Origin of the sequence: Sphingopyxis sp. (genome assembly GCF_050916055.1) — a bacterium.
In the GTDB taxonomy this organism is placed as follows: domain Bacteria; phylum Pseudomonadota; class Alphaproteobacteria; order Sphingomonadales; family Sphingomonadaceae; genus Sphingopyxis.
On the sequence record NZ_CP051527.1, the window covers coordinates 283,103 to 307,364 of the forward strand.

General features: G+C 65.0%; 26 protein-coding genes and 1 tRNA gene. 17 read left to right on the forward strand and 10 right to left on the reverse strand.

Annotated features, from left to right (window positions below; genetic code table 11):
• Positions 1-5: 5 nt before the first annotated feature.
• On the reverse strand, positions 6-926 hold the full coding sequence (locus HEQ22_RS01350; protein ID WP_432769411.1) for an SMP-30/gluconolactonase/LRE family protein: 921 nt from the start codon (positions 924-926) through the stop codon (positions 6-8).
• Positions 927-972: 46 nt separating this feature from the next.
• Between HEQ22_RS01350 and HEQ22_RS01355 the strand changes: the two genes are divergently transcribed.
• Together HEQ22_RS01355 and HEQ22_RS01360 are read left to right on the forward strand one after the other, a co-directional pair.
• Positions 973-1,572, forward strand: a complete 600-nt coding sequence (locus tag HEQ22_RS01355) for a TIGR02466 family protein (RefSeq protein ID WP_432769412.1) — start codon at positions 973-975, stop codon at positions 1,570-1,572.
• A gap of 46 nt (positions 1,573-1,618) precedes the next feature.
• Positions 1,619-3,052, forward strand: coding sequence for an NAD-dependent succinate-semialdehyde dehydrogenase (locus tag HEQ22_RS01360; RefSeq protein ID WP_432769413.1), 1,434 nt, complete (start codon positions 1,619-1,621; stop codon positions 3,050-3,052).
• Positions 3,053-3,181: 129 nt separating this feature from the next.
• On the opposite strand, the gene HEQ22_RS01365 is transcribed toward HEQ22_RS01360, so the two are convergent.
• The 3 genes from HEQ22_RS01365 to HEQ22_RS01375 form a co-directional block, all read right to left on the reverse strand.
• Entirely contained in the window at positions 3,182-3,436 is a 255-nt protein-coding gene (locus tag HEQ22_RS01365; protein ID WP_432769414.1) for a hypothetical protein, read from the reverse strand.
• A 194-nt stretch (positions 3,437-3,630) separates the two neighbouring features.
• The gene (locus HEQ22_RS01370; RefSeq protein ID WP_432769415.1) at positions 3,631-4,392 is read right to left on the reverse strand and encodes an SDR family oxidoreductase; all 762 of its coding nucleotides are present in this window, start codon (positions 4,390-4,392) and stop codon (positions 3,631-3,633) included.
• Positions 4,389-4,772, reverse strand: coding sequence for a dihydroneopterin aldolase (locus tag HEQ22_RS01375; protein ID WP_432769416.1), 384 nt, complete (start codon positions 4,770-4,772; stop codon positions 4,389-4,391). The genes HEQ22_RS01370 and HEQ22_RS01375 overlap by 4 nt, the downstream gene beginning before the upstream one ends.
• Before the next feature lie 90 nt (positions 4,773-4,862).
• On the opposite strand from HEQ22_RS01375, the gene HEQ22_RS01380 reads away from it, so the two are divergent.
• The 4 genes from HEQ22_RS01380 (at position 4,863) to HEQ22_RS01395 (ending at position 8,056) form a co-directional block, all read left to right on the forward strand.
• Positions 4,863-5,366, forward strand: a complete 504-nt coding sequence (locus tag HEQ22_RS01380; RefSeq protein ID WP_432769417.1) for a GNAT family N-acetyltransferase — start codon at positions 4,863-4,865, stop codon at positions 5,364-5,366.
• A 319-nt stretch (positions 5,367-5,685) separates the two neighbouring features.
• Entirely contained in the window at positions 5,686-6,270 is a 585-nt protein-coding gene (locus tag HEQ22_RS01385) for a DUF1285 domain-containing protein (RefSeq protein WP_432769418.1), read from the forward strand.
• Positions 6,270-6,854, forward strand: coding sequence for a CoA pyrophosphatase (locus HEQ22_RS01390; protein WP_432769419.1), 585 nt, complete (start codon positions 6,270-6,272; stop codon positions 6,852-6,854). Before HEQ22_RS01385 ends, HEQ22_RS01390 begins: the two co-directional genes overlap by 1 nt.
• A complete protein-coding gene (locus HEQ22_RS01395; RefSeq protein WP_432769420.1) occupies positions 6,851-8,056 on the forward strand; it encodes a CCA tRNA nucleotidyltransferase in 1,206 nt (401 codons plus the stop codon). Before HEQ22_RS01390 ends, HEQ22_RS01395 begins: the two co-directional genes overlap by 4 nt.
• Here the strand turns inward: HEQ22_RS01395 and HEQ22_RS01400 are convergent.
• On the reverse strand, positions 8,029-9,705 hold the full coding sequence (locus HEQ22_RS01400; protein ID WP_432769421.1) for a putative bifunctional diguanylate cyclase/phosphodiesterase: 1,677 nt from the start codon (positions 9,703-9,705) through the stop codon (positions 8,029-8,031). The two genes, HEQ22_RS01395 and HEQ22_RS01400, sit on opposite strands and share 28 nt — an antisense overlap.
• Positions 9,706-9,794: 89 nt before the next feature.
• Positions 9,795-12,110: a DNA topoisomerase IV subunit A gene (parC, locus tag HEQ22_RS01405; RefSeq protein ID WP_432769422.1), complete on the reverse strand. Its 2,316-nt coding sequence runs from the start codon at positions 12,108-12,110 to the stop codon at positions 9,795-9,797.
• A gap of 154 nt (positions 12,111-12,264) precedes the next feature.
• On the opposite strand from parC, the gene HEQ22_RS01410 reads away from it, so the two are divergent.
• Genes HEQ22_RS01410 through HEQ22_RS01425 form a run of 4 tightly spaced genes read left to right on the forward strand, consistent with a single transcriptional unit; the run spans position 12,265 to position 14,760 of the window.
• Positions 12,265-12,885: a lysophospholipid acyltransferase family protein gene (locus HEQ22_RS01410; RefSeq protein ID WP_432770918.1), complete on the forward strand. Its 621-nt coding sequence runs from the start codon at positions 12,265-12,267 to the stop codon at positions 12,883-12,885.
• Positions 12,882-13,697, forward strand: coding sequence for a DUF1295 domain-containing protein (locus HEQ22_RS01415; RefSeq protein WP_432769423.1), 816 nt, complete (start codon positions 12,882-12,884; stop codon positions 13,695-13,697). The genes HEQ22_RS01410 and HEQ22_RS01415 overlap by 4 nt, the downstream gene beginning before the upstream one ends.
• Positions 13,676-14,098 carry a ribose-phosphate pyrophosphokinase gene (locus HEQ22_RS01420; protein ID WP_432769424.1) on the forward strand — a complete coding sequence of 141 codons (423 nt, stop codon included), beginning with the start codon at positions 13,676-13,678 and terminating at the stop codon, positions 14,096-14,098. Before HEQ22_RS01415 ends, HEQ22_RS01420 begins: the two co-directional genes overlap by 22 nt.
• Positions 14,095-14,760, forward strand: coding sequence for a hypothetical protein (locus HEQ22_RS01425; RefSeq protein WP_432769425.1), 666 nt, complete (start codon positions 14,095-14,097; stop codon positions 14,758-14,760). The genes HEQ22_RS01420 and HEQ22_RS01425 overlap by 4 nt, the downstream gene beginning before the upstream one ends.
• Here HEQ22_RS01425 and HEQ22_RS01430 read toward each other — a convergent pair.
• Both HEQ22_RS01430 and HEQ22_RS01435 read right to left on the reverse strand, forming a co-directional pair.
• Positions 14,748-15,380 (reverse strand): glutathione S-transferase family protein, encoded by a 633-nt coding sequence (locus tag HEQ22_RS01430; RefSeq protein WP_432769426.1) that lies wholly within the window; start codon positions 15,378-15,380, stop codon positions 14,748-14,750. The genes HEQ22_RS01425 and HEQ22_RS01430 overlap by 13 nt on opposite strands.
• Positions 15,377-16,309: a DMT family transporter gene (locus HEQ22_RS01435; protein WP_432769427.1), complete on the reverse strand. Its 933-nt coding sequence runs from the start codon at positions 16,307-16,309 to the stop codon at positions 15,377-15,379. Before HEQ22_RS01435 ends, HEQ22_RS01430 begins: the two co-directional genes overlap by 4 nt.
• Positions 16,310-16,447: 138 nt before the next feature.
• Between HEQ22_RS01435 and HEQ22_RS01440 the strand changes: the two genes are divergently transcribed.
• The 4 genes from HEQ22_RS01440 (at position 16,448) to HEQ22_RS01455 (ending at position 19,975) form a co-directional block, all read left to right on the forward strand.
• Positions 16,448-16,523, forward strand: a tRNA-Trp gene (locus HEQ22_RS01440).
• A gap of 219 nt (positions 16,524-16,742) precedes the next feature.
• On the forward strand, positions 16,743-17,987 hold the full coding sequence (locus HEQ22_RS01445) for a tyrosine-type recombinase/integrase (protein ID WP_432769428.1): 1,245 nt from the start codon (positions 16,743-16,745) through the stop codon (positions 17,985-17,987).
• 141 nt (positions 17,988-18,128) lie between these two features.
• Complete coding sequence (locus HEQ22_RS01450; protein WP_432769429.1) at positions 18,129-18,806, forward strand: hypothetical protein; 678 nt, start codon at positions 18,129-18,131, stop codon at positions 18,804-18,806.
• Between the two features lie 14 nt (positions 18,807-18,820).
• Positions 18,821-19,975 (forward strand): XRE family transcriptional regulator, encoded by a 1,155-nt coding sequence (locus HEQ22_RS01455; protein ID WP_432769430.1) that lies wholly within the window; start codon positions 18,821-18,823, stop codon positions 19,973-19,975.
• Positions 19,976-20,343: 368 nt separating this feature from the next.
• On the opposite strand, the gene HEQ22_RS01460 is transcribed toward HEQ22_RS01455, so the two are convergent.
• Both HEQ22_RS01460 and HEQ22_RS01465 read right to left on the reverse strand, forming a co-directional pair.
• Positions 20,344-21,486, reverse strand: a complete 1,143-nt coding sequence (locus HEQ22_RS01460) for an acyl-CoA dehydrogenase family protein (protein WP_432769431.1) — start codon at positions 21,484-21,486, stop codon at positions 20,344-20,346.
• Positions 21,487-21,651: 165 nt separating this feature from the next.
• Positions 21,652-22,044, reverse strand: a complete 393-nt coding sequence (locus tag HEQ22_RS01465; protein WP_432769432.1) for a hypothetical protein — start codon at positions 22,042-22,044, stop codon at positions 21,652-21,654.
• On the opposite strand from HEQ22_RS01465, the gene HEQ22_RS01470 reads away from it, so the two are divergent.
• From HEQ22_RS01470 to HEQ22_RS01480, 3 genes are all read left to right on the forward strand, one after another.
• A complete protein-coding gene (locus HEQ22_RS01470; RefSeq protein WP_432769433.1) occupies positions 22,043-22,372 on the forward strand; it encodes a hypothetical protein in 330 nt (109 codons plus the stop codon). The genes HEQ22_RS01465 and HEQ22_RS01470 overlap by 2 nt on opposite strands.
• Positions 22,373-22,568: 196 nt before the next feature.
• Positions 22,569-23,318: an electron transfer flavoprotein subunit beta/FixA family protein gene (locus HEQ22_RS01475; RefSeq protein WP_432769434.1), complete on the forward strand. Its 750-nt coding sequence runs from the start codon at positions 22,569-22,571 to the stop codon at positions 23,316-23,318.
• Positions 23,315-24,244, forward strand: a complete 930-nt coding sequence (locus HEQ22_RS01480) for an electron transfer flavoprotein subunit alpha/FixB family protein (RefSeq protein ID WP_432769435.1) — start codon at positions 23,315-23,317, stop codon at positions 24,242-24,244. The genes HEQ22_RS01475 and HEQ22_RS01480 overlap by 4 nt, the downstream gene beginning before the upstream one ends.
• The last annotated feature ends 18 nt before the right edge of the window (positions 24,245-24,262 follow it).

Here is a 24,262-nt window from a genome sequence, read left to right on the forward strand (position 1 = left end):
CGCCCCTAATATTGCAGCTGCAGCCCCGGCCGCGACCAGCGCGTCTTCACCAGCCGCCCGGTCCCTGACAGGGTGATATAGGCATCCTGCCGATCGGAGCCGCCGAACGCGATGTTGGTGGTGAAGATGTCGTCGGTCGCGACGAACTCGACGAGTTCGCCCGCGGGGGAGACGACGCTGATCCCGCATTCGCCGATCGTCGCGACGCAGATATTGCCCGATGCCTCGATCGCCAGGCTGTCGAAGAATTTATAGCCCGCGGGGCGATAGAGCGGGATGCCGGGACCGCCGGGGCCCGCATCGGCCGCGACCTTGCCGGGGGCGGTGATGGTAAATTTCATCAGCCGGCACGTATAGGTTTCGGCGGCATACAGCGCGTCACCATCGGGCGACAGGCCGACGCCATTGGGGTTGTTCGACGGAAAAATCACTTCCTCGATGAAGCTGCCATCGGCCTTGGCATAGAAAATGCCGACGATGTCGTGGCAGCGCTTGGCATAATCGACCTTGCCATGGTCGGTGAACCAGAAGCCGCCGTGCTGGTCGAACACGATGTCGTTGGGGCCGCGCAGCACGACGCCATGATCGCCCGATTTATAAAGCACCTCGACCGCGCCGTTCTCGATGTCGATCCGTTCGATCCGCCCGCCCGAATAATCGCTGGCGATGCCATGCGGCGCCAGATAGCCATCCGATTCGACATAGTTGAAGCCGCCGTTGTTGCAGCAATACAGCTTGCCGTCGGGGCCGATCGCCAGGCCGTTGGGCCCGCCCCCCGGGGTCGCGATGACTTCCTTCTTCCCGCCCGGCCAGCAGCGCGTGATCCGCCCCGCCTCGATCTCGACGACGATGACGCTGCCGTCTTCCATCACGACCGGCGCCTCGGGGAAGCGCAATCCGTCGGCGATCAGTTCGAACTCGGCCATCCTCGTCTCCCTTGCTTGTCCGCACTTGCTGTGCTTTGCGGCCATCATGCCCGTTCGTTCGCTCTTCGCCAGTCTTTTCTACGAAGCCGACGCCGGCTCGTCCGACCTGCTCGAAGATTTGGAGCACAGCTGCCGGCAGCTCGCCGAGGACGATCTGGCCGGCCGGCGCTGGAGCCGCGATCATGGCTACAAGGGCTATACCAGCTATGCGAGCCTCAATGACCTGCCCGAACGTGACCCCGCGTTCCACGACCTGAAGCGCCTCCTCGACAAGGAGGTGCGCGCCTTCGCCAAAGCCGCGCACTTCGACCTCGCCAAACCGCTCAAGCTCGACTCGATGTGGGTCAACGTCCTCAAACCCGGCGGCACCCACAGCGGCCACATCCACCCGCACAGCATCGTGTCGGGCACCTTCTATGTCGCGGTCCCGCCCGGATCGGGCGCGCTGAAGCTCGAAGATCCGCGCCTCGCGATGCTGATGGCCGCCCCCGGCCGCACCGACGACGCGCCCGAACAGCTGCTGCCCTTTATCTACGGCGAGCCCGCCGCGGGCCGCGTGTTCCTGTGGGAAAGCTGGCTCCGCCACGAAGTGATGCCGCATGCGGGCAAGGGCGAACGGATCAGCGTCAGCTTTAACTATCGCTGATCGGGCCTATATCGCTCGCGTCCCCCAAGAGATCGAAGGACCCCCCATGACCCCCACCTACGACGCCGACCTCCAGCTTTTCATCGCCGGCGCCTGGCGGAGCGGCGAGGGGCGTGAGGGGCGGCCGGTGTTTAACCCCGCGACCGCCGACACGATCGCCGAACTGCCCGTCGCCACCATCGCCGACCTCGACGAGGCGCTCGCCGCTGCCGAGCGCGGCTGGCCGGCCTGGCGGGCGAAGACTCCCGACGAACGCGCCGCGCTGATGCACAAGGTCGCCGGGCTGATCCGCGAGCGCGCCGACCAGATCGCGACGCTGCTGACGCTCGAACAGGGCAAGCCGATCGCCGAGGCGCGGGGCGAAGTGCTGTCGGCGGCGTCGCTGTTCGCTTATTTCGCCGAGGAGGGGAAACGCATCGCAGGCCGCGTGGTCCAGCGGCCGGCGGGTCAGCGCGCGATGGTGCTGCGCCAGCCGGTTGGGCCGGTCGCGGCGTTCAGCCCGTGGAACTTCCCGGTCAATCTGATGGTCAAGAAAATCGCCCCCGCGCTCGCCGCGGGCTGCGTCGTGATCGCCAAGGCGCCCGAGGAAACCCCCGGCTGCACCGGCGCGATCATGCGCTGCATCGCCGACGCCGGGGTGCCGGGCGACGTCGTCCAGCTCGTCTATGGCGACCCTGACATGATCAGCCGCCACCTGCTCGGCAGTCCGGTGATCCGCAAGGTCAGCTTCACCGGCTCGACCGCGGTCGGCAAGCATCTGATGAAGCTTGCCACCGACCGGGTTCAGCGGATCACGATGGAACTCGGCGGCCACGCCCCGGTGCTGATCTTCGACGACTGCGACCTCGAAGCCACGCTCGACCGCGTCGTGATGCAGAAGTTCCGCAACGCCGGTCAGGTGTGCGTCTCGCCGACGCGCTTCTATGTCCAGCAGGGCATCTACGACGCCTTCGTCGCGGGCTTTGCGACCCGCACCGCCAAGGTAAAGGTCGGCAGCGGGCTCGACCCCGATACCCAGATGGGGCCGCTCGCCAACGCGCGCCGCGCGCCGGCATTGGCAGCGATGATCGCCGATGCCACCGCGAAGGGGGCGCGGGTGATCGCGGGCGGCGCGGCGACGGGCGAGGGCTATTTCTTCCAGCCGACCGCGCTCGCCGACGTCCCGCTCGACGCCGATGCGATGAACAACGAGCCCTTCGGCCCGATGGCGCTGATCCGCCCTTTCGCCACCGAAGACGACGCGCTCGAACAGGCCAACCGGCTACCCTACGGCCTCGCCGCCTTCGCCTTCACCGAAAACGGCCGCCGCATCAACCGCATCGCCGACGGCATCGAAAGCGGCATGGTCGGGATCAACAGCTTCGTGATCTCGGCAAACGACATGCCGTTCGGCGGCATCAAGGAATCGGGCTTCGGCAGCGAGAGCGGGCCCGAAGGGTTGGACGGCTATCTGGTGACGAAGGCGGTGCATATTTATTGACGTGCGCGGAGAGCCGACCGTCAGACTTTTCGTCATCCCGGACTTGATCCGGGATCCACTGCGGCGCCGAAGTCATGGACCCCGGATCAAGTCCGGGGTGACGATGTTAGATTGTCTGCTTTGGGGTGGTTAGCTGCCGCCCTCATTTTTCAGATCGGACACCCAAGGAAAATCGACGGAAGCCTCCCGAATTGCCGTTTCAGCAGTGTCAAAGATGCCTGAAAGTTGCCCCGGCGCCCAGTATTCCATGTGATGATTATACTCCGGAATTTCATCAACATAGAACTTGTCATAAGAAAATTCGAAACGACCGTCTGCGCGCCGGTGAATGGTGACCCGGGTTTGCCCGTCAGGGGCTACGACATGCTTGATGACCTCGCTCACAGACTTCCAATAGTTGTGGCCGACGATGTCTGCAATCGGTCGTTAAAGGCCATCCCTCAATCCGTTCGTGTCGAGCGAAGTCGAGACACCCTTCGACCTCATACCACGCCGATGGGCATCGCGACTTCGCTCGATGCGAACGGGGTTGAGTAGGGCAGCAAATGGTCGTTTGCGGACATCACGCCACCGCGCTGCTAATCCCGCTCCAACACCACAAAATCCCGCCCCAGCGGCGCCAGATGCGCGCCGCCGTCGACGAAGATCGTCTGCCCCGTCACCGCCTCGGCGCGCGCCAGATACACCACCGCTTCGGCGACCTGCGCCGGAGTCGGCAGCGCGCCGAGCGGCATCCGCGCCGCCAGCCGCTCGACCTGCGCCGCCGAATAATCCTCGGTCGCCAGCGTCAGCCCCGGCGCGACCGCATTGACCCGCGCGCGGTCCCCAAACGCCACCGCCAGCGTCGCCGTCGCCTGCCACAGCGCCGCTTTCGACAGGCTGTAGGCGAGCTGGTCGGGCACCGGCTGCGCGACGCGCTGGTCGACGATATTGACGATAGCCGGGCGCTTGCCCGCGCTCGCGGCGACCAGCGCCTTCGCCAGCATCACCGGCGCATGATGATTGACCTGCATCATGCCGGTCAGCGCGGCGGCCGACAGGTCGGCCCAGTCGCCCTCGGCGAACAGCGCGGCATTGTTGATCAGCAAGTCGGGCGCGCGTCCGAACGCCGCGATCACCGCGGGGATCAGGGCATCGACCGCCGCCGGATCGGACAGGTCGGCGGCGAAGCGGTGGCTGATCGCGCCGGTCTCGGCCAGCGCGTCGGCCAGCACCGCGTCCGCGTCGCCCGGGCTGCGCTTGTGGATCGCCAGCGCATAGCCCTCGCGCGCCAGCCGCGCCGAAATCGCGGCGCCGACGCGGTGGAGGCCCCCCGTGACCAGCGCCAGTTTCTGCGTCACGTGCGCGCGCCCGAACGGCTTCGGCGCATCGTGATGCCGATCTCTTCGCCGTCTTCGGCGATCGCCAGCTTGACGATCTTGACCTCGACCGCCTCGACCTTGTCGTCCTGCAGGAACAACGTGTCGATGATATGGTCGGCGACGCTTTCGATCAGCACGAAATGGACGTCCTTCGGAATGCCCTCGGTCGCCGCGAATTTCAGGTGCATATAGTTTTTCGACGCGCTGAGCGGAGTGGTCGGATCATAATGACCGGCCATCGTCAGCTTGGCGCGCACCGAAATGCGCAGCGGCTGCGGCAGGTGGGTTTCTTCGGAATAAATGCCGGTCAGCACCTGGACGGTCAGCCCGTCCACCTCCAGCCACAATGTATCGGTCACAAGAAATTCCTGTTCGGCAGGACCGTTATTCGGCTTTCCTTCACCGACCCCGGACCCTAAAGCGCCGCCGCATTAGCGAAAGGGCGCGCGTTGGTCGAGTTACTTCCATTGTCGGACATCGAACCGCAGGCGGTCGAGCATCTGCTCGACGCCGCCTTCGGAACCGACCGCTTTGGCCGCACCGCCTATCGCATCCGCGCCGGCATGGCGCCGGTTCCGGCGCTCAGCTTTGCCGCGGTCGAACGGGGCGCGCTCGTCGGCACGATCCAGTGCTGGCCCGTCGCGCACCATGCCGCGGACGGCATCGCGACCCCGCTCGTCATGGTTGGCCCCGTCGCGGTGCGCCCCGACCTCCAGCGCAGCGGCCACGGCCGCCTGCTGATGGCGCATATGCTGGCGGCGGCGGAAACCGGCGCCGACAGCGCGCTGATGATGATCGGCGACCCCGAATATTACGGCCGCTTCTTCGGCTTTGCCGCCGCCGCGACGGCGGCGTGGGAACTCCCCGGCCCCTATGAAAAGCACCGCCTCCTCGCGCGCGCGATCAACGGCCACGACCTGCCGACCAGCGCGGGAATGATCGGGCCGCGTTAGGGCCCGTGCCCCTGCGAAGGCAGGGGCCCATCACCAGACATCGCGTCCCGATCGGCCACTGAACGGGACCGGCCGGGTCGATGAATGGGTCCCTGCCTCCGCAGGGGCACGGTCGGTGGACACGCGCCGCGACTTGCACCCCGCGCCCGACCCCCCATGTCGGAACCCTGGTCAGCCCCGCGCCCCCGCTTCCCCGAGCCGTCTTCTTCGCGTCTTCGCGTCTTCGCGTGAACCCATTCTTCGCTTCCTCATCGGCCAAGCGCCTCGTTTCGCAGCGAAGCCGACTTGCACCACGCGCCCGCCCCCCTATGTCGGTTCCATGGTCAGCCCCGCGCCTTCGCTTCCCGAGGATTTTGCCCAGCTGTCGCTGAGCGAAGCGGCCGAACTGCTCGCGGCGCGCAAACTGCCGCCGGTCGAGCGATGGCACCCCGAGCGCTCGGGCGACAGCGCCATGGAAATCCGCGCCGACGGCAGCTGGTATCACGAGGGAGGCCGGATCAACCGCCCGGCGATGGTCAAGCTGTTCTCGACCATCCTGCGCCGCGAACCCGATGGCGACCATGTCCTGGTCACCCCCGGCGAAAAACTCGCGATCGCGGTCGAGGATACGCCGTTCCGCGCCGTCGAGATGAAGAGCGAAGGCGAGTGCGAGGCGCGCAAGCTCGTCTTTCGCCTCGCCACCGACGATCTCGTGCTCGCCGGACCCGATCATCCGCTCAGCTTCGGCAGCGACCCCGACGCGCCCGACCCGCGGCTGCATGTGCGCGGCGTCGTCGGCAACGGGCTCGAAGCGCGGATCGACCGGGCGCTCTATTACCAGCTCGTCGAACTGGCGCTGGCCGAAGGCGGCGATCCCCCCGCCATCTGGTCGAACGGCGCGCGCTTTGCGCTGGTGCATGGCTGATGCTGTCGGCGAAGCTGCGCACCGCGCTCGAAAATCTGCTCCCCGGCGATGATGAGGACGAAGGCTATCTCGGCGCCCCGACGCTGCGCGACGCCGCGGTACTGGTCGCCTTTACCGACCGCCCCGACCCCGGCGTCATCCTGACCCAGCGCCCGCAATGGCTGCGCAGCCATGCCGGGCAGGTCGCCTTTCCCGGCGGCAAGATCGATCCCGGCGACCGCGACGCGATCGATGCCGCACTCCGCGAGGCGGAGGAAGAGATCGGGCTCAGCCGCCGCGACGTGGCGATCGCGGGGGCGACCAAGGCCTATCGGTCGGGCAGCGGCTATCACATCACCCCCGTGCTCGGCGTCATCCCGCCCGACCTGCCGCTCGATCCCAATCCCGACGAGGTCGAGGACTGGTTCGAGGTGCCGCTGGACATTCTGTTCGACCCCGCCAATTACGACCGCCAGCAGGCGCATTGGCAGGGGCACGACCGCCATTATTACGACATGCACTGGCAGGGACGGCGGATCTGGGGGGTGACCGCAGGGATCATCGTCAATCTTGCGCGGCGGATGCCGGCGGGATGGCACCGGTGACGCGGCTTCCCCCCGCCGAATGGCGCGACCGCCCCGGACTGCGCCGCATCGTCGCGGCGCTGACGGCGGACGGCGGCGCGGTGAAGATCGTCGGCGGCGCGGTGCGCGACACATTGCTCGGGCTGGCGGTGACCGACGTCGATCTCGCGACCCCGCTGTTGCCGCAGGAGGTCACGCGGCGGCTCGCGGCGGCCGATATCAAGGTAATCCCCACCGGCATCGCGCATGGCACCGTCACCGCGATCGCCAGCGGCGATCATCACGAGATCACGACGCTGCGCCGCGATGTCGAAACCGACGGCCGCCGCGCCACCATCGCCTTTGCCGACGACTGGCGCGAGGATGCGGCGCGGCGCGATTTCACGATCAACGCGCTCTATGCCGACCCCGATACGGGCGCGATCGACGATTATTTCGGCGGCGTCGCCGATCTCGATGCGCGATGCGTCCGCTTCATCGGCGACGCTGCGACGCGGATCGCCGAAGATCATCTGCGCATCCTGCGCTTCTATCGCTTCGCGGCGCGCTTCGGACGCGGGGCGCTCGACCCCGCAAGCCACGCGGCGGTGATCGCGGCGCGCCAGTCGCTCAAAAGCCTGTCGCGCGAGCGCGTCGCCGACGAGCTGACCAAGATCCTGGCGCTGCCCGATCCGCGCGCGATCGTCGGCCAGATCGCCGATGACGGCCTGTTCGACGTGATGCTCCCCGAACTGGCGCCCGGTTTCGCCGCCGCGCTCGCGGCGCTCTACGCCAACGAGCAGGCCGTTGCGGCCGCGCCGTCGGCGCTGCGCCGGATGGCGGCGCTGCTGCCCCCCGATCCCGCCGTCGCCGAACAGGTCGCCAGCCGCCTTCGCCTGTCGACCCGCCAGCGCAAGCATCTTGCGGCGTTGGCGGCGCACCGCACGAACGGGCGCCCGGTGCGGCAACTGGCGCACGCAATCGGGGTCGAGGCGGCGCGCGACGTCCACCTGCTTGGCGGCGATCCCGCGACCGCGGCGACGGCGGTCGCGGCGCTCGGCGGCTGGGACGTTCCTCAGCTACCGCTCAAGGGCGGCGACATCGTCGCGCGGGGGATCGCGGCGGGGCCAGAGGTCGCGCGGATCTTGAAGGCGGTCGAGGCCGCTTGGGTGGCCGAGGATTTTCCGGACGCGGCGCGCGTCGGCGAACTGGTCGATCAGAATATCGGGCGCAGCAGCGACTGACGCCAGTAATCGAGCGCCGCGGCGCCCTCCAGCGGGCGCGCGAACAGATAGCCCTGGCCGAAATCGCATCCCAGCGCCGACAGCAGCCGCGCCTGGTCGACCGTTTCGACCCCCTCGGCGGTGGTTTTCATCCCCAGCACTTCGGCCAGGCTCTGGATCGTCCGGACGATCGCCACCTTGTCGCGGTCGTCGACCATATGCTCGACGAAGCTGCGATCGATCTTGAGCACGTCGATCGGCAGCCGCTGCAGATAGGCGAGGTTGGAATAGCCGGTCCCGAAATCGTCCATCGCGACGCGCGCGTTGAGCGCCTTCAACTCGCCCAGCACCGACAGCGCGAGGTCGGGGTCGCCGATGATCGCGCTTTCGGTAAGTTCGACCATCAGCCGTTCGCCGCCGATGGCATGCGCCGTCAGCGCGTCGCGGACCACCGCGGCGATATCGTCGCGCACCAGCTGGATCGCCGATACGTTGACCGAGAAATAGCAGTCGACCGGCTTGCCGTTCTGCCGGTCCCAGTCGGCGAGCACCTCGGCCGCCTTGCCGATCGCCCATTGCCCGAGCGGAACGATCAGCCCCGAATCCTCGGCCACGGGGATGAATTCGGTCGGCGACACCGCTGCGCCGGCGCTGTTGTCCCAGCGCGCCAGCGCCTCGAATCCCGCGACGCGGCCGCTGGACAGCTCGATCAGCGGCTGGAAGGCGAGGTGCAGCCGGTCTTCCTCGATCGCGTTGCGCAGTTCGGTCTCGAGCCCGAAGCGATTGTCGGACAGCATCGCCGCCTCGGGCTCATAGATTTCGATGCGATCGGTCTGCTTGGCGCGCTTCAGCGCGATCTGGGCGTGACGGATCTGGTCCGCAGCGTCGGCATCGAGCGCGGGCTGGATCGCACAGCCGAGCGCGCAATCGACGCTGACCTTCAGTTCGCCGATGCGGAAAGGGTGGTCGAAGCAGCCGCGGATGCGCCGTGCCATCTCTCGGACGTCGGCGCGCCCACCCGCGACGCGCGACGAGATCGCGAATTCGTCGCCGCCGGTGCGTGCCAAGATGTCGCCGCTGCGCAGGCTCGATTTCAGCCGCCGCGCGACGGTGATGATCAGCTCGTCGCCGGCCAGTGGCCCGATATGTTCGTTGATGCGGCTGAAGCGCGCGAGGTCGAGCAGCAGGATCGCATGGTCGCCGCCGGCGTCGCTCGCGGTGCGCTTTTCGACCAGCTCTTCGAACCCGGCGCGGTTGGGCAGACCGGTCAGGCTGTCGGATACGAGTTCGCGGCGCAGGTTGCGCTCGGTCATCATTTCCTGGGTGCGGTCGATCAGAGTCAGCAGGAACAGCGATTCGTCGCCGCATTCGTCCGCCAGCGGTCCGATCGACCCGCGCAGGTCGCGCGCCGCGATGCCTTCGCCCAGCTGGCACGAAAATTCCTGCAGCGCGGCCGGGTCCTGCGCTGCACGCTCGACTGCACGGAGCAGCGCAATCGGCGCATCCACCCCCACCGGCGACAGCTTTAGTCGGTCGAAGGCTGCGTTACTCGCGTGGAGCCGAAAATTGCCGCGCGCCAGCGGACGGATGAGCGCGGCCGGCACGGGCAGCGCATCGATCCAGCCGACAAACAGCAAGGGCCGGTCTTCGCCGGTTCTATCAATAGGCATAACAGCGGGTTTTGAGCGACCTTTCCCCATTTGCCCATCGGTAAGTGAGCGGGGGTAAAGAAGCTATTTACAGCGTCCTTGAATTGCGATCAGTCGAAACGGTTGGTGCGCGGAAAGCCGGTCGGCGGCATCCTGCCGGCAGCGCCGCGCGCCACCCGCCACGGCATCAGGTCGGCCTCGGTCCGGGTGCGGCCGCTATCGCCGCCCATCGCCCAGCTCAGCCCCTCGGCAAAGACGAAGCTGATCGCATCGGACAGGCCGCCGTCGCGATAGCGTTGCAGCATCACGCCCTGGCCGCGCGCCATGACCGGCACTTCGGCGATCGGAAACACGACCAGCTTGCGGTTTTCGCCGACCACCGCGACGCTGTCGTCGCCCGGCCCGACCGGCCGCACGATCGCCAGCCGCGCGCCGGCCTTCAGGTTGACGACGCCGCGGCCCTTGCGCGTTTCGGCGGCGACTTCGCCCATCTGGGCGATAAAGCCGTGCCCGCTCGACGAGGCGAGGAGGAGGCGGCCGTCGGCGGTTGCCGGAGTCATCGCGACGATCCGCGCCTCGGGGTCGATATCGACCATCAGCCGCAGCGGCTCGCCGAACCCGCGTCCGCCGGGCAACTTGTCGGCCCCGACGGTAAAGAAGCGCCCGTCGCTCGCCGCGATCAGCAGCTTGTCGGTGGTCTGCGCGTGGGCGGCGAACAACAGCTCGTCGCCTTCCTTGAACTTGAATTCGCCCCATTGCGCCTCGGCGACATGGCCGCGTTGCGCCCGGATCCAGCCGCGCTTTGACAGGATCACCGTCACCGGCTCCTTTTCGATCATCGCGTCGAGCGGAATGTCGCGGGCTGGCGCCGCTTCGGCAATCGTCGTCCGCCGCGCGCCGAGCACGGTTTCGAGGCCGTATACCGCGCGCAGCTTTTCCAGATCCTTGCGCAGCCGCGTTTTCTGCCGCGCCGGGCTCTCGACCAGTTTGACCAGCTCCTCGCGCTCGGCGGTCAGATCGGCCTGCTCGCGCTTCAGCTCCATCTCCTCGAGCTTGCGCAGGCTGCGCAGCCGCATGTTCAGGATTGCCTCGGCCTGCCGGTCGGTCAGGATGAATTCGGCGATCATCACCGGTTTCGGCTCGTCCTCGGTACGGATGATCTCGATGATCCGGTCGAGATTGAGGAAGGCGATGATGTAACCCGCGACCAGCTCCAGCCGGTCGTCTATCTTGTTGATGCGATGCTGGGCGCGGCGGACGAGGACGACGATCTGGTGCTGCAGCCATTCGGTGAGCAGTTGCTTCAGCCCCATCACCTTGGGGGTGCGCGTCGCGTCGAGGACGTTGAGGTTGAGGGCGAAGCGGCTTTCCAGGTCGGTCAGCCGGTACAGGCTCTCCTTCAGCACCTCGGGATCGACGTTGCGGCTCTTGGGTTCGATGACGATGCGCAGATCCTCGGCGCTTTCGTCGCGGACATCTTCCATGATCGGCAGCTTCTTGTCGGCGATCAGCTGCGCGATCTGTTCGATCAGCTTGCCCTTGGCGACGCCGTACGGGATCTCGCTGATCACCAGCTGCCAGGTGCCGCCGGGCTGCTTCTCGATCCCGCTGTCCTCCCAGCTGCCGTCTTCGAGCTTGCCGGTCGAAAACCGCGCCCGGACCCTGAAACCGCCGCGGCCGGTTTCATAGGCGTGGGCGATCGTCTCCGCGCTGTCGACGACGATGCCGCCGGTGGGGAAATCGGGGCCCTTCACATGCTCGAGCAGTTCGGACAGTTCGGCATTCTGGTTGTCGATCAGCACCAGCGCCGCGCCGATCACCTCGGCCGCGTTATGCGGCGGGATATTCGTCGCCATGCCGACCGCGATCCCGCTCGCGCCATTGGCAAGCAGGTTGGGGAACAGCCCCGGCATGATTTCGGGCTCTTCATCTTCGCCATTATAGGTCGGCTTGAAATCGACCGTGCCCTCGTCGAGCCCCTGCATCAAATCGACCGCGACGCGCGTCAGCCGCGCCTCGGTATAGCGATAGGCCGCGGCATTATCGCCGTCGATATTGCCGAAATTGCCCTGACCGTCGACCAGCGGATAGCGCAGCGAGAAATCCTGCGCGAGGCGGACCATCGCGTCATAGACCGCGACGTCGCCGTGCGGGTGGAATTTACCAATGACGTCGCCGACGACGCGCGCGGATTTCTTGTAACCCTGCGACGGGTCGAGCCGCATCGCGCGCATCGCCCACAGCAGGCGGCGATGCACCGGCTTCAACCCATCGCGCAGATCGGGCAGCGAACGCGCGGTGATCGTCGACAGCGCATAGACCAGGTACCGCTCCGACAGCGCGCTGTCGAACGGAGTATCGGTCATGCCGGGAACCGGGCCGGAATCGGGAGCGCTGTTGTCGGGATCGTCGGTCGTATTCGCCATGGTCGCGGCGCGATAGCAAGCGCCGGGCCACATGGCAAAGGGGCTGTGATCGCGCCCGGTCGATTGCCGACACAGCGGTGCCCTTCGCCCCCTCTTGCGCACCGGCGGGGTTTCGCGCAATCGGGTGACAGGGAGAGATGCAGCGGTGACCAGAATGAACGACGACCGGCCGGGGCCGGTGGCGCGCGCGGTGCGCCGGCTGTTGCTCGGGCTTTACCGGATGCGCGGCTGGAAAGCGGTCGGCGTGGTGCCCGAACCGCGGCGCTTCATCATCATCGCCGCGCCGCACACCAGCAACTGGGACTTCGTCAATTTCCTCGGGTTGACCGCCGACCTTCGGGTGCGGCCGCATTTCATGGGCAAGCTGTCGCTGTTCCGTTGGCCGATCGGCGGCTTCATCCGCCAGATGGGCGGCATCGCGGTCGATCGCCGCAACAGTTCGAACGTCGTCCAGCAGATGGTCGATGAATTCGCTCGCCGCGCCGAATTCATGCTGACCGTCGCGCCCGAAGGTACCCGCGGCAAGGCAACGAAATGGCGGACCGGCTTCTATCAGATTGCGCTCGCGGCAAAGGTGCCGCTCGTCGTCGGAATGATGGATTATGGCACCAAGACCGGCGGGCTGGGGCCGCTGATCTGGCCGACCGGCGATTTTCGCGCCGACATGATGAAGGTGCTCGAAGTCTATCGCAGCTGCGTCCCCAAATTTCCCGATCGCGCGGTCAAGTCGATCGATGATATCGTGGGGGCCGATGCCGGGGAGGTTCGCGGATGAACGACATGCTGACGATGCTGGCGATCAATTTCGCGGCGCTGCTCGCGGTGATCCTGATCCTGTGGGGGGTGGCCGTTCGCATCCGCGACGTGTCGTTCATCGATGCCTTCTGGGCGTTCGGAATGGGGCTGCTCGCGTGGAGCAGTGCCTTTCAGGCCGGGTTTGCGGCGCCGCACGGCAAGCTGTTGCTCGGGCTGACGACGCTGTGGGGGCTACGGCTCGCGATTCATCTCGGCCTCCGCTGGGCGCGCCAGGGCGAGGATCCGCGTTACGCGCGGATCATGGCGCGGACGATGGAGGCGAAGCGCTGGAGCTGGGCGCGCACCGCGCTGCTCACCGTCTTCCTGACCCAGGCCCCGCTGCTCTTCATCACCTGCCTGCCGGCGCAGCTCGGCATCTGGGCGAGTGCCGCGGTGCCGCTGCCGGGTGTCGGCGTGGTCGGCTGGATCGGGGTCGCCGCGGCGCTGACCGGCATCGCGTTCGAAAGCATCGGCGACTGGCAACTCGATCGCTTTCGCGCCGACCCCGCGAACCAGGGGCGGGTGCTCGACAGCGGGTTGTGGCGCTACACCCGCCATCCCAATTATTTCGGCGATGCACTGACCTGGTGGGGTATATGGCTGGTCGCCGTCGATACCGGCCACTGGGCCGCGGTCGCCAGCGTCGTCGGGCCGGTCTTCCTGACCTTCACCCTCACCCGCTGGTCGGGCAAGGCGCTGCTCGAAAAGGGGCTGCACAAGACGCGGCCCGATTACGCCGCCTATGTCCAGCGCACCTCGGGCTTCATCCCATGGCCGCCAAAGGCGCTCTAGACCGCGGGCTAGGCGGCGAGGCGACCGCCGCCGACGTCGGCGCGCTGGGCGATGCGCCGCGCATTCGCGCGCTATTGGCCGACGCCGCCCGCGCCGGGCGGTCGGTCAGCTATTCGGAACTGCTCGGCGATCTCGGCTTTCGCTTTACCCGGCCAAAAATGCGCGCGCTGTGCAAGACGCTCGCCGAAGTCGATCGCCTCTGCGCGCTCGACGGCGAGCCCGACCTCGCGGTGCTGGTGGTGCGCGAAAGCGACCGGCTGCCGGGGCAGGGCTGGTGGGTCGGCGGCACCGCGCTGCTGCTCGGTTATGACGGCCCTTGGGAGGGCGCCGCGGCGGCGCGCTTCATTCGCGAGCAACAACAGCTGGCGTTCGATTATTGGGAAGCGCGACCGGACCGATGATGACCCCGTCGGACCCATCTTATTTGCAGACGAAGCGCGTCAAACAGGGCGCGGCTGCGATGTCGCCGCTCTTCGGGCGATTGGCGGAATGGATCGCGGCGGAATATCGGGCGCCGGTCCCGCTCAACATCGTCTTCGACTGCAACGAACCGTTGCACGGGCCGCGGCTCGACGTGGTCTTCGAACGGCGCCGCGATGCCATTCGGTTCATGAACGACCGCACGATCGGCTACGACGCCGTGAAACAGGCGGCGGTCAAGGCGCGCCTGCTCGACCTGCTGCGCGAAAGCGGCGAAAGCCTGCCCGGCGCTGAGCGGCTGTTCGTGATATTTTCGGCCTTCGATGCACCGGCGCGGTGGGAGGCGAACAGCCAGATGACCGACGCGCGCATCGCTGAGGTCGAGCGCGCCATCGGCAGCATCGCGATCTGGAAAATTCGTCCCGGTTTCGCCACCGCGGTGATCTTCTTGCACACCGACGCGCAGGTGAAGATGACCGAAAGCGGGGATTTTCGGGACCGCTGCCGCGACGCTTATATGGCGGTTTTGCGCCGGTTCGACGAATATGGATATTTCCAGGACGATCCGATCGAGTTCGCCTTCGATTCGCGCGAAAATTTCGAAGCGAAATACGATGGCGACTGGTTCGCTTACGACCGCTGAGCCACCAACTGCTGCCGTTCGCGGGCGCGGCGAAAGCCTTCGCGCGCGGTGCAGCGGGCCAGCCAGGCGCGGGTCGCGTCGCCGAGCTGCTCCTCGGCGCCCAGCGTTGTTGCTAGGAAGGTGGCATAGCCCACCGCAATGTCGGCGATCGTGAAGCGCCCCGCGACCAGCCATTCGCGGCCGTCGGTCAGCGCCGCTTCGATGCTTTTCGCCCGCCCGCCAAAAAAGGCGCGATAATCGTCGACCGCCTGCGCCAGCCGGCGCTCGGGCACCTCGACGCGCGTGTAGCGGATCATGATCGCGAGCGGAAAGGTCAGCGTCGCATCGCTGCGGTGAAGCCAGTTGCGCGCGTCCCAATAATCACCCTCGTCGCGGCGCACTTCCAGCGGCGTTCCCTCGGCGATGCGTTCGCAGATCGCAGCCGACTCGGTCATCAACCGTCCATCCTCGACCCACCCCGGCACCGTCATCAGCGGGTTCACCGAGCGATAATCGGGTTCGAACGCCCGCGGCGGAAACGTCAGGACGCGCAGGTCGATGGCCATCCCGGTCTCCTCGACCGCCCACAGGCAGCGCAGCGACCGCGCGTCGGAACAATGATAGAGGATGGGCAGCGTCATGCGGTGATATCCTTCATCCGTTCGATGTGCAGCCGGTGTTCGCGCCAAGCGATGAACAGGCCGCTCGCGACGATCAGCGGCGCGCCGATCCACGTCGTCTCGGCGGGCAAGGTGCCAAAGAACCACCAGCCGCAAACGATCGACCACAGCAGGCTGGAATAATCCATCGGGGTGACCACCGATACGGGCGCGAGGCGCAGCGCGCCGGTCAGCGACAATTGCACCACCGCGCCGAGCAGCCCGAGTCCGATCAGCAGCCCCCATTCGCCAGCGCTGTGCGGGGTCAACACGAAGGGGAGGGCAATGCCGAGCGGCACCATCGAAATCAGGCTGAACCAGAAGACGATCGTCAGCGCGCTTTCGGTGCGGCCGAGGTCGCGGACCTGGATGGTGATCAGCGCGGTCATCACCGCGCCGCCGAGCGCGATCAGCGTGCCGAGGCCGTGGTCGCCGGCGAACCCCTGCATTAGCAGCGTCGTCGGGTTGAGCACCACCAGCACTCCGACAAAGCCGACGATCACCGCCGCCCAGCGCTGCCACCCGACGCGCTCGCCGAGCAGCGCGGCGGCGAGGAAGACGCAGACGATCGGCACCGACAGGTTGATCGTTGTCGCTTCGGCCATCGGCAGAAAGATCATGCCGCCGAAATTGAGCGCCATCCCGGTCAGCCCCATCACCGCACGCCGCGCGTGGACGCCGATCCGCCTGGTCGCGAACAGGCCGAGCCCGCCGTGCGCCAGCGCCCACAGCGCGAGCAGCGGCAGCACCAGCGCCTGGCGCCAGAACAGGCTTTCGACGATGTGGATGCCCGCCTCGGCGATATATTTGACGAGCACGAACATCAGCGAGAGGCTGAGCATCGCGAGCAGCCGCAGCGCGATTCCGCCGAGATAATGTTGCGGCGGGTCGGAGGCGGGGGCGGCGGTCATCGGCCTTTTGCGCATATCAGCCCACAGATGCTTTGCAAGCTATGCAATTTTTGCTGGCGCGTTCGCAGACGCCGTCGCGAGGTCGCGCCATAAGCCTTGCCCCGCTGCCGCTGTCGGGCTAAGGGCCCAATCCGGCCTAGGGGTATAGCTCAGTTGGTAGAGCATCGGTCTCCAAAACCGAGGGTCGTAGGTTCGAGTCCTACTGCCCCTGCCAGGCCAGTGTCCCAAGGGGACCCAGCGACGCCCAAGGCGTCCCAACAAAAAACAAGGAAATCAGCGGGTTACAGCGCGGGCATGTCCCAGCGCGTCCCAGCTACCCCCCTTGCAGCCCAAGCCTGTTTTTGTCATTTTTGGGGTAGGAAATCGGGTCCTACCCCAGATTTTTGGGGTAGAAGATTCGAGCCGGTTTTTCCCACCATGTGGAGACAGGTTCATGCTTACCAATGTCGCTTTGAAGGCGCTGAAGCCGGACGCCAAGCGATACAAGAAAGCCGATAGCGGCGGCCTATTCATTTTCGTCGAGGCCAATGGGTCGAAGCTGTGGCGCTTCGCCTATCGCCATGACGGTAAAGCCAAGCTCCTCTCGGGAGGGCGCTATCCCCAGACCACGCTCGCCGACGCCCGGGCCTGGCGCGACAAGATGAAGCATCAGCTTGCCCTAGGCCTTGATCCCTCGGAAGAGCGCCGGAAGGAATTGGCGATCCTGGCCGTGCCGGCGGGCAGCACGTTCGAGGAGGTAGCGCGCGAATGGCTCGAGGCGCGCTTGCTATCCTGGGTGCCTAAATATGCCTCGCGCATCGTCGCCCGTCTTGAGGGCGACGTGTTCCCCGCCGTGGGCGACAAGGATATCGCGGCGATCACGCCGCGCGATATGCTCGACATCTTCCGCACGATCCAGGCGCGCGGATCGTTCGAGACGGCGCACCGGATCAAGAATTATTGTAGCGAGGTCTTCCGCTACGCGATCCCTGACGGGCGCTGCGACAGCGATCCTTGCCGCGACCTCAGCCCGGCGATGGCAAAGAAGAAACCTGTCCGCCATCGCTCGAAGATCGCCGCCAAGGACCTTCCCGACTTTTATGTGAAGTTCAACGCCGATACCGGGGAGCGTTTGAGCCATCTGGCGCTACGCTGGACGATCATGACCATGGTGCGCACGTCGGAAACGCGCTTCGCCGAGTTCGACGAGTTCGAAAACATGGGCGCCGCCGATCCCCTGTGGCGGATTTCGCCAGAGCGGATGAAGATGCGCTCGGAGCACCTTGTTCCGCTGTCGCACCAAGCGGTGGAGTTGTTCAACGAGATTTGGGAACTGAACGTCTACAGGCAAGCAGGCAATATGCGGCTCGGCCGCTATCTCTTTCCGGTGCCAATCTCGAAGTCGCTCGTGATCAGCGAGAACCGGATGCTCGATATCATGTACCGCATGGGGTTCCGGGGAAAAGCGACCGTGCACGGGTTCCGCTCGCTCGCGAGCACGGTCCTCAATGAAAGCGGCTTGTTCGAGGGCGACTGGGTCGAGATGCAACTCGCGCACCAGCCGCAGGGCGTGCGCGGGGTGTATAATTCGGCGATCTATCTCAAGCATCGCCGGCCGATGCTGCAGTGGTGGGCGGACTATCTCGATCAGGCGGAGGCGCGAGGAATGGCCGGAGCGGCTGTCGTGCCATGGGCGTAAGGTCGCTAATGTTCATTGCTTTTATGGTCGGACGGCTCGCCGCTTGACCGTTTAAGCTCGTTGGCAAGGATTCAAGAATTTACTTGACGTGAGGCATAAGATTCGGGAAACAGCTTGCAGAATCTCACAGAAGGACATTGCATGCCGTCGTTCCAGGAACAACTCGATGAGGCCTTTCCCCCGGACGCGGATGCGGCGCTTGCCCGCTGCGTTGCCCAAGCGATCATGCTTGCCGGCGACGTGATGGCCAACGAACCGTTCCTCAATTCGCTGATCGGGGCCGATATTCGCGGCCACATTCGTCGTGCTGCGGTTCTCTTCAACGTCCACGAGAGTTGCCGGGCAGGGGATCTTCCGTTCGATTCCGACATGACGCGTATGCCGCTGGGCGGGGGGCACTGGGTCGAGCTTCGTTCGGGCGCATATCGTGCGCACATCTGCCGGACCGATGGTCCCGTGGCTTTTCCCGAAGAAACGCCGACGCGCCAGGATCAGCGCCTCAGCAACCAGCTCGACATGTTCGAGCCCGACCCCGTGGTCGTGCCGTTTCGGGCGCTCTCGGATACCGAGATGTACGCGTGGCTAACGTTCGGGGCGGAGGGGCGCGATCTCACCCACTTGTGCTGGGGTATGCCCGAGGCCGGCCGCAACAGCTGGCTGGCGCGCACGAACGTCCTCAATCGCCTCGGCCCGGCGTTCGAATATCCCGTCGAGGCGCCGGAGGCTGCCACTCCCTCGGTGGTTCTGCGCTTTCGCGACCATATCGAAGAAGAATTGCGCCGCGACGATGAAGGCTCTGGTGCCGACGAAGGCTCCTGATTACCGGTGACGACATGAGCAAAGACAAGGACGCTCCGACCTCGGTCGGAGCAAAACCGATTCCGGAACGGATAAGGGAAGCCCGCGAAGCGCGTGGGCTGTCAGGGGAGAGCTTTGCTGAAGCGATTGGCGTCACTCGTCAGGCGGTCGCGCAGTTCGAGACGGGGCAGACGTCGCCGGGCGGCGAGACGATGAGCCGGATCATTGCCGAAACCGGTCAGCCGATTTCCTTTTTCACGAATGTGCCGTCACGGCCCGGCGAGCCACGCGCTCCCTTTTTTCGCAGCCTGAAGAGAATGGAGCAGCAGCAGCGCCGGCGTATCGTGCGCCGTATGCAGTGGGCCGGTGACATCGGTATGCTCCTCGAACGCTTTATCGATCTTCCGGCAGTGAACTTTCCCGACTTCGAATTCGATCTCGAGCGCGGCGATGAGGACGATATCGAACGTGCAGCCGAGGCGCTGCGCGATCATTGGGGACTTGGCCGCGGCCCGATCCGCAGCCTTGCTGCCATCATGGAGCAGAACGGGATTCTCATCGTTCGCGAGCCCGTGCGCTGCCAGGACATGGATGCCGTCAGCTGCTGGATCGGCGGCCGTCCAATCGTGCTGCTTTCAGAGGAAGTCGTCAGCGGTCCCCGCGACCTTTTCAATCTCGCGCACGAACTCGGTCACCTCGCGCTTCATCCCGACGTCGAAGTGAGCGGTGCCAACCTCGACATGATCGAGAAGCAGGCCAACCGCTTCGCGAGTGCCTTCCTGCTTCCGCGCGAAAGCTTCAGCCGGGAAGTTCTTGGCAGTTCGCTCGCCTATTTCAAATCGCTTAAAAGCCGATGGGGCGTTGCGATCGCAGCGATGGCCTATCGTAGTCGCGATCTCGGCATCTTGTCGGAGAACCAGTATTCCTATCTGTTTCGGCAGATGAACGCACAGCGGATCCGGAAGGTCGAACCTCTCGACGACATGTTTTCTGTCAATCGACCCACGGTGCTTGGTGACGGCCTGCGCATGCTCGTCGAACATGGCGTCCATAGCCGATCGCAAATCGAAGCGTCGCTCAGCCTGAACCTGCGCGACGTCGAGGCGATTGCTGGCCTCGACCATGGCTATCTCGACCAGCGCGTCGTACCCATACGCCTCCATGCCGATATTCGGGTCGATCATAAGTAGCCGACAGCAGGGCATGGTTGAAAGGTTCGAGAGATACTACGTGTTGCACTGCAGCATCACTAGCGCCCTATTCCAATAAGGGGCCGTCCATTTTTATGACGACGAGATCGCAATGGGGTAGGTCGCGCGACGCGACCCGATGAAAGAGCTCCTTCATCACAAACCTGGCGGCCTTTTAGGCCGCCTTGTTTGTAGATGGACCAGCGCCCGCACTTGGACATTTCTGCGTCCCATATGGCATCTCGAAAACCGCTGTTGCGCTCGGTCAGCCGCTCAAGCTCTCCTGGCCTCACGCGCCAAAGGTAAAGCCAGCTCGGTATCTGGCCCGAAGTGGCGTCCACCCTCCGCCTTCCTCTTTGTACAGGCCCTCAGAGGCTCCGACCAACCAGCTCTCGCATGATCTCGCTGGTGCCGCCGTAGATGCGGCGGACGCGCGCGTCGCGCCAGATGCGCGCGATCGGATATTCGTTCATATAACCCGACCCGCCATGGAGCTGGAGCGCGACATCGCAAGCTTCCCACTGCATCTCGGTGTGCCAATATTTGCTCGCCGCCGCCTCGTTCGCGGTCAGCTCGCCGGCGACATGGCGGGCAATCGCCCAGTCGAGATGGGCCCAGCCGACTTGAAGCTTCGCCTTCATGTCGGCGAGGACGAACCGCGTGTTCTGGAAATCGATCACGCGCTGCCCGAAGGCCTTGCGCTCCTTGGTGAACGCCACAGCTTCGTCGAAGGCGCGCTGCGCGGCGGCTTGCGCAGTGATCGAAATCGAGAGGCGCTCCTGCGGCAGGTCGCTCACAAGGTAAATGAAACCGCTATTTTCACGGCCGAGCAGGTTGCCGACAGGAACGCGGACGTCGTTGAAGAAGAGCTCGGACGTATCGGCCATCCATTGGCCCACCTTGTCGAGATTGCGCCCGCGCGCGAAGCCGGGCCGATCGGCCTCGACAAGGAGAAGGGAAGTTCCCTTGGCGCCCGCATCGGGGTTGGTCTTGCAAACCGTGATGATCACATCGGCATTCTGACCGTTGGTGATGAAGGTCTTTGCGCCGTTGATGACATAGTCGCTGCCATCGAGCCGTGCTGTGGTCCGGACACCTTGGAGATCGGAACCGGCTCCCGGCTCCGTCATGGCGATCGCGGCGATCGTCTCGCCGGCGAGCATTCGGGGGAGCAGATGCGCTTTCTGCTCCTCGCCGCCGTAGTGGAGGATATAGGGCATGGTGATGTCGGATTGCAGGGTGATCGAATCCGCCATCATCGCATAGGTGAATTCCTCGTTGATGATCGCATTGAAGGTGAAGTCGAGGCCGAGGCCTCCATAGACCTCGGGCATGGTCGGGCAGAGCAGACCCGCCTCGCCGCACTTCAGCCAGAAGTCCCGTGCAACCCGGCCGGCATCTTCGAACTCGTCAATCCTCGGAGAGAATTCGCGTTCGATGAACTTGCGTACCATCGCACGAAATGCCCGATGTTCCTCGCCGAACAGGCTGGTTCCGTCACGTTCGAGCATGGCCTTCTCCTCTCATCGCTTCTGCCTTAGGGAAGCGATGGGCAAAGATAAACCAGTTTATCTAATCAGCTTTGGCGGATTTCGACGCCCCTAAACCGCTGTTACGGTGAAATGCCGGATTGAGAGTGGAAGCGGTGAGGTGGCCCTGGAATTCCGCAAGCCGCTTTAGAGTCTAGCCGGAATGAGGTCGGTTACGACGTCTATCAAATTTTTGGTAACATCTTTGCGGTCGCCGCCCAAGGCCTCGGTGATCACCGCTTGTCCCTTGGACGGCGCTACCCCGACGCGTTCAGCGATACGCTTTCGATTGAGATGGGCGATGCCCTTTCTGAATATCTCTTCGGCGGCCGAATCTAGCAAGCGGCATTCCAGTGACTCCCGATCAATCGTCTTCTCGATCGAGAATTTTTGAAGGCGCTCCTCCAGCCAATCACTGACGCTTGGCGCTTCGCTGCGGGACTCGCCAAACAAAAAGGCAAATAGCGCGCGTAGTGTCTCGCGAAGAAGAATGGGATATTCCCGGAACCGGGACAGGCCCTGGTTCCACGCTTCCTCCATGCACAAGAATGACGCGATGTGGCGGGCTAGCGGCCCGCACAAGCTGACGCTGCACGGTGATACCCAATATATGGGCCAGTTTTTCTATGACTCGTTCAACGACCGGCAAGCGACCGGTATCCTTGCGAAAGGTGGCGGAAAATACTGGCTGTTCAATGCCCGGGCAACCTGTGCCTATGATGATCTGAAGGTATCGGCCTGGATCAAGAATATCGGCGACAAGCTCTACTATCCCTTCGGGTTGAACCTGGAAGGCTCCTTCGGCCTTAGCCAGCTTATTCGTGGGCAACCGCGAACCTACGGGATCGAGGCGACGATCTCTTTTTGAGGCACTCCCACTGCCGCGGCCGGCATTTGCGTCGGCCGCGGCCTTGTTCGCTCCAGCTACCCGTGATCCCGGCGCACTCCATCCGTCCTCGTTGCGCTCGATGGCGAGTGGCGACAATTGACAACGGTAAACCAGTTTATTAGTTACCCGTGTCGAGGCGCGCGCTAAGCGGGCCTTTGGACCTTGGGAGAGACCGATGAAAATCCTCGTCCCCGTCAAGCGGGTGCTCGATTACAACGTGAAGCCGCGGGTCAAGTCCGACGGCACCGGCGTCGACCTTGCGAATGTCAAAATGTCGATGAACCCGTTCGACGAGATCGGTGTCGAAGAAGCGATCCGCCTGAAGGAAAAGGGCGTCGCGACCGAGGTCATCGCAGTTTCCGTCGGCCCGCAAAAGGCACAGGAAACGCTGCGCACCGCGCTCGCGATGGGCGCCGACCGCGCGATCCTCGTGCAGACCGACGACGCCGTCGAACCGCTCGCGCTCGCGAAGATCTTCAAGGCGATTGCCGACGCCGAACAGCCCGGCCTTGTCATTCTCGGCAAGCAGGCGATCGATGACGACAACAACCAGACCGGCCAGATGCTCGCCGCGCTCACCGGTTGGGCGCAGGGCACCTTTGCCAGCGCGGTCAATGTCGATGGCGATCATGTCAATGTGACGCGCGAAGTCGATGGCGGCCTCGAGACGGTGAAGCTCAAGCTTCCCGCGATCGTCACCACTGACCTTCGCCTCAACGAGCCGCGCTATGCGTCGCTGCCGAACATCATGAAGGCGAAGTCGAAGCCGCTCGATACCAAGACCCCCGCCGATTACGGCGTCGACACGGCGCCGCGCGTCAAGGTCGTCAAGGTTTCGGAACCGCCGGTTCGCTCGGCCGGCGTCAAGGTCGCCGATGTCGATGAACTGGTTGCCAAGTTGAAAGCCATGGGAGTGCATTCATGAAAACGCTCGTCTGGGTCGAACATGACGGCAAGGCCGTCAAGGACGCCACGCTCGCGGTGGTCACCGCCGCGTCGAAGCTTGGCGAAGTCCATCTGCTCGTCGCCGGTAGCGGCGTCGATGGCGTCGCCAAGGAAGCCGCGCAGATCGCCGGCGTCGGCAAGGTGCATGTCGCCGACAACGCCGCCTTCGGTCACAACCTGCCCGAGAATATCGCGCCGCTTGTCGCCGATTTAATGGGTTCGCACGACGCCTTCCTTGCGCCCGCAACGACCACCGGCAAGAATATCGCGCCGCGCGTCGCCGCGCTGCTCGACGTGATGCAGATTTCGGAAATCCTGTCGGTCGAGGGTTCGAAGACCTTCACCCGGCCGATTTATGCCGGCAACGCGATTGCAACCGTCGAAAGCTCGGATGCGAAGCTGGTGCTAACCGTCCGCGGCACCGCGTTCGAAAAGGCCGCGACCTCCGGCGGTTCGGGCACGGTCGAAGCCGTCTCGGCCGGCAGCGACGCCGGCATCTCGAGCTTCGTTGGCGCCGAAATCGCCAAGTCGGAGCGTCCCGAGCTCACCTCGGCGAAGATCATCGTATCGGGTGGCCGTGCGCTCGGTTCGAGCGAGAAGTACCAGGAAGTCATCCTCCCGCTCGCCGACAAGCTCGGCGCCGCGCTCGGTGCTTCGCGCGCTGCGGTCGACGCGGGCTATGTCCCCAACGATTATCAGGTCGGCCAGACCGGCAAGATCGTCGCGCCGCAGGTCTATTTCGCAATCGGCATCTCGGGCGCGATCCAGCATCTCGCCGGGATGAAGGACAGCAAGACGATCGTCGCGATCAACAAGGACGAAGACGCCCCGATCTTCCAGGTCGCCGACTTCGGCCTCGTCGCCGATCTGTTCAATGCCGTGCCGGAATTGACCGGGAAGATCTGAGGCTTTTGGTGCGATCCG

Excerpts from the sequence above, each read along its gene's own strand:
- HEQ22_RS01350 (WP_432769411.1), bottom strand. The coding sequence starts at position 926 with ATGGCCGAGTTCGAACTGATCGCCGACGGATTGCGCTTCCCCGAGGCG.
- HEQ22_RS01355 (WP_432769412.1), top strand. The coding sequence starts at position 973 with ATGCCCGTTCGTTCGCTCTTCGCCAGTCTTTTCTACGAAGCCGACGCC.
- HEQ22_RS01360 (WP_432769413.1), top strand. The coding sequence starts at position 1,619 with ATGACCCCCACCTACGACGCCGACCTCCAGCTTTTCATCGCCGGCGCC.
- HEQ22_RS01385 (WP_432769418.1), top strand. The coding sequence starts at position 5,686 with ATGGTCAGCCCCGCGCCTTCGCTTCCCGAGGATTTTGCCCAGCTGTCG.
- HEQ22_RS01390 (WP_432769419.1), top strand. The coding sequence starts at position 6,270 with ATGCTGTCGGCGAAGCTGCGCACCGCGCTCGAAAATCTGCTCCCCGGC.
- HEQ22_RS01400 (WP_432769421.1), bottom strand. The coding sequence starts at position 9,705 with ATGCCTATTGATAGAACCGGCGAAGACCGGCCCTTGCTGTTTGTCGGC.
- parC (WP_432769422.1), bottom strand. The coding sequence starts at position 12,110 with ATGGCGAATACGACCGACGATCCCGACAACAGCGCTCCCGATTCCGGC.
- HEQ22_RS01410 (WP_432770918.1), top strand. The coding sequence starts at position 12,265 with ATGAACGACGACCGGCCGGGGCCGGTGGCGCGCGCGGTGCGCCGGCTG.
- HEQ22_RS01415 (WP_432769423.1), top strand. The coding sequence starts at position 12,882 with ATGAACGACATGCTGACGATGCTGGCGATCAATTTCGCGGCGCTGCTC.
- HEQ22_RS01420 (WP_432769424.1), top strand. The coding sequence starts at position 13,676 with ATGGCCGCCAAAGGCGCTCTAGACCGCGGGCTAGGCGGCGAGGCGACC.
- HEQ22_RS01425 (WP_432769425.1), top strand. The coding sequence starts at position 14,095 with ATGATGACCCCGTCGGACCCATCTTATTTGCAGACGAAGCGCGTCAAA.
- HEQ22_RS01430 (WP_432769426.1), bottom strand. The coding sequence starts at position 15,380 with ATGACGCTGCCCATCCTCTATCATTGTTCCGACGCGCGGTCGCTGCGC.
- HEQ22_RS01435 (WP_432769427.1), bottom strand. The coding sequence starts at position 16,309 with ATGACCGCCGCCCCCGCCTCCGACCCGCCGCAACATTATCTCGGCGGA.
- HEQ22_RS01445 (WP_432769428.1), top strand. The coding sequence starts at position 16,743 with ATGCTTACCAATGTCGCTTTGAAGGCGCTGAAGCCGGACGCCAAGCGA.
- HEQ22_RS01450 (WP_432769429.1), top strand. The coding sequence starts at position 18,129 with ATGCCGTCGTTCCAGGAACAACTCGATGAGGCCTTTCCCCCGGACGCG.
- HEQ22_RS01455 (WP_432769430.1), top strand. The coding sequence starts at position 18,821 with ATGAGCAAAGACAAGGACGCTCCGACCTCGGTCGGAGCAAAACCGATT.
- HEQ22_RS01460 (WP_432769431.1), bottom strand. The coding sequence starts at position 21,486 with ATGCTCGAACGTGACGGAACCAGCCTGTTCGGCGAGGAACATCGGGCA.
- HEQ22_RS01470 (WP_432769433.1), top strand. The coding sequence starts at position 22,043 with ATGCACAAGAATGACGCGATGTGGCGGGCTAGCGGCCCGCACAAGCTG.
- HEQ22_RS01465 (WP_432769432.1), bottom strand. The coding sequence starts at position 22,044 with ATGGAGGAAGCGTGGAACCAGGGCCTGTCCCGGTTCCGGGAATATCCC.
- HEQ22_RS01475 (WP_432769434.1), top strand. The coding sequence starts at position 22,569 with ATGAAAATCCTCGTCCCCGTCAAGCGGGTGCTCGATTACAACGTGAAG.
- HEQ22_RS01480 (WP_432769435.1), top strand. The coding sequence starts at position 23,315 with ATGAAAACGCTCGTCTGGGTCGAACATGACGGCAAGGCCGTCAAGGAC.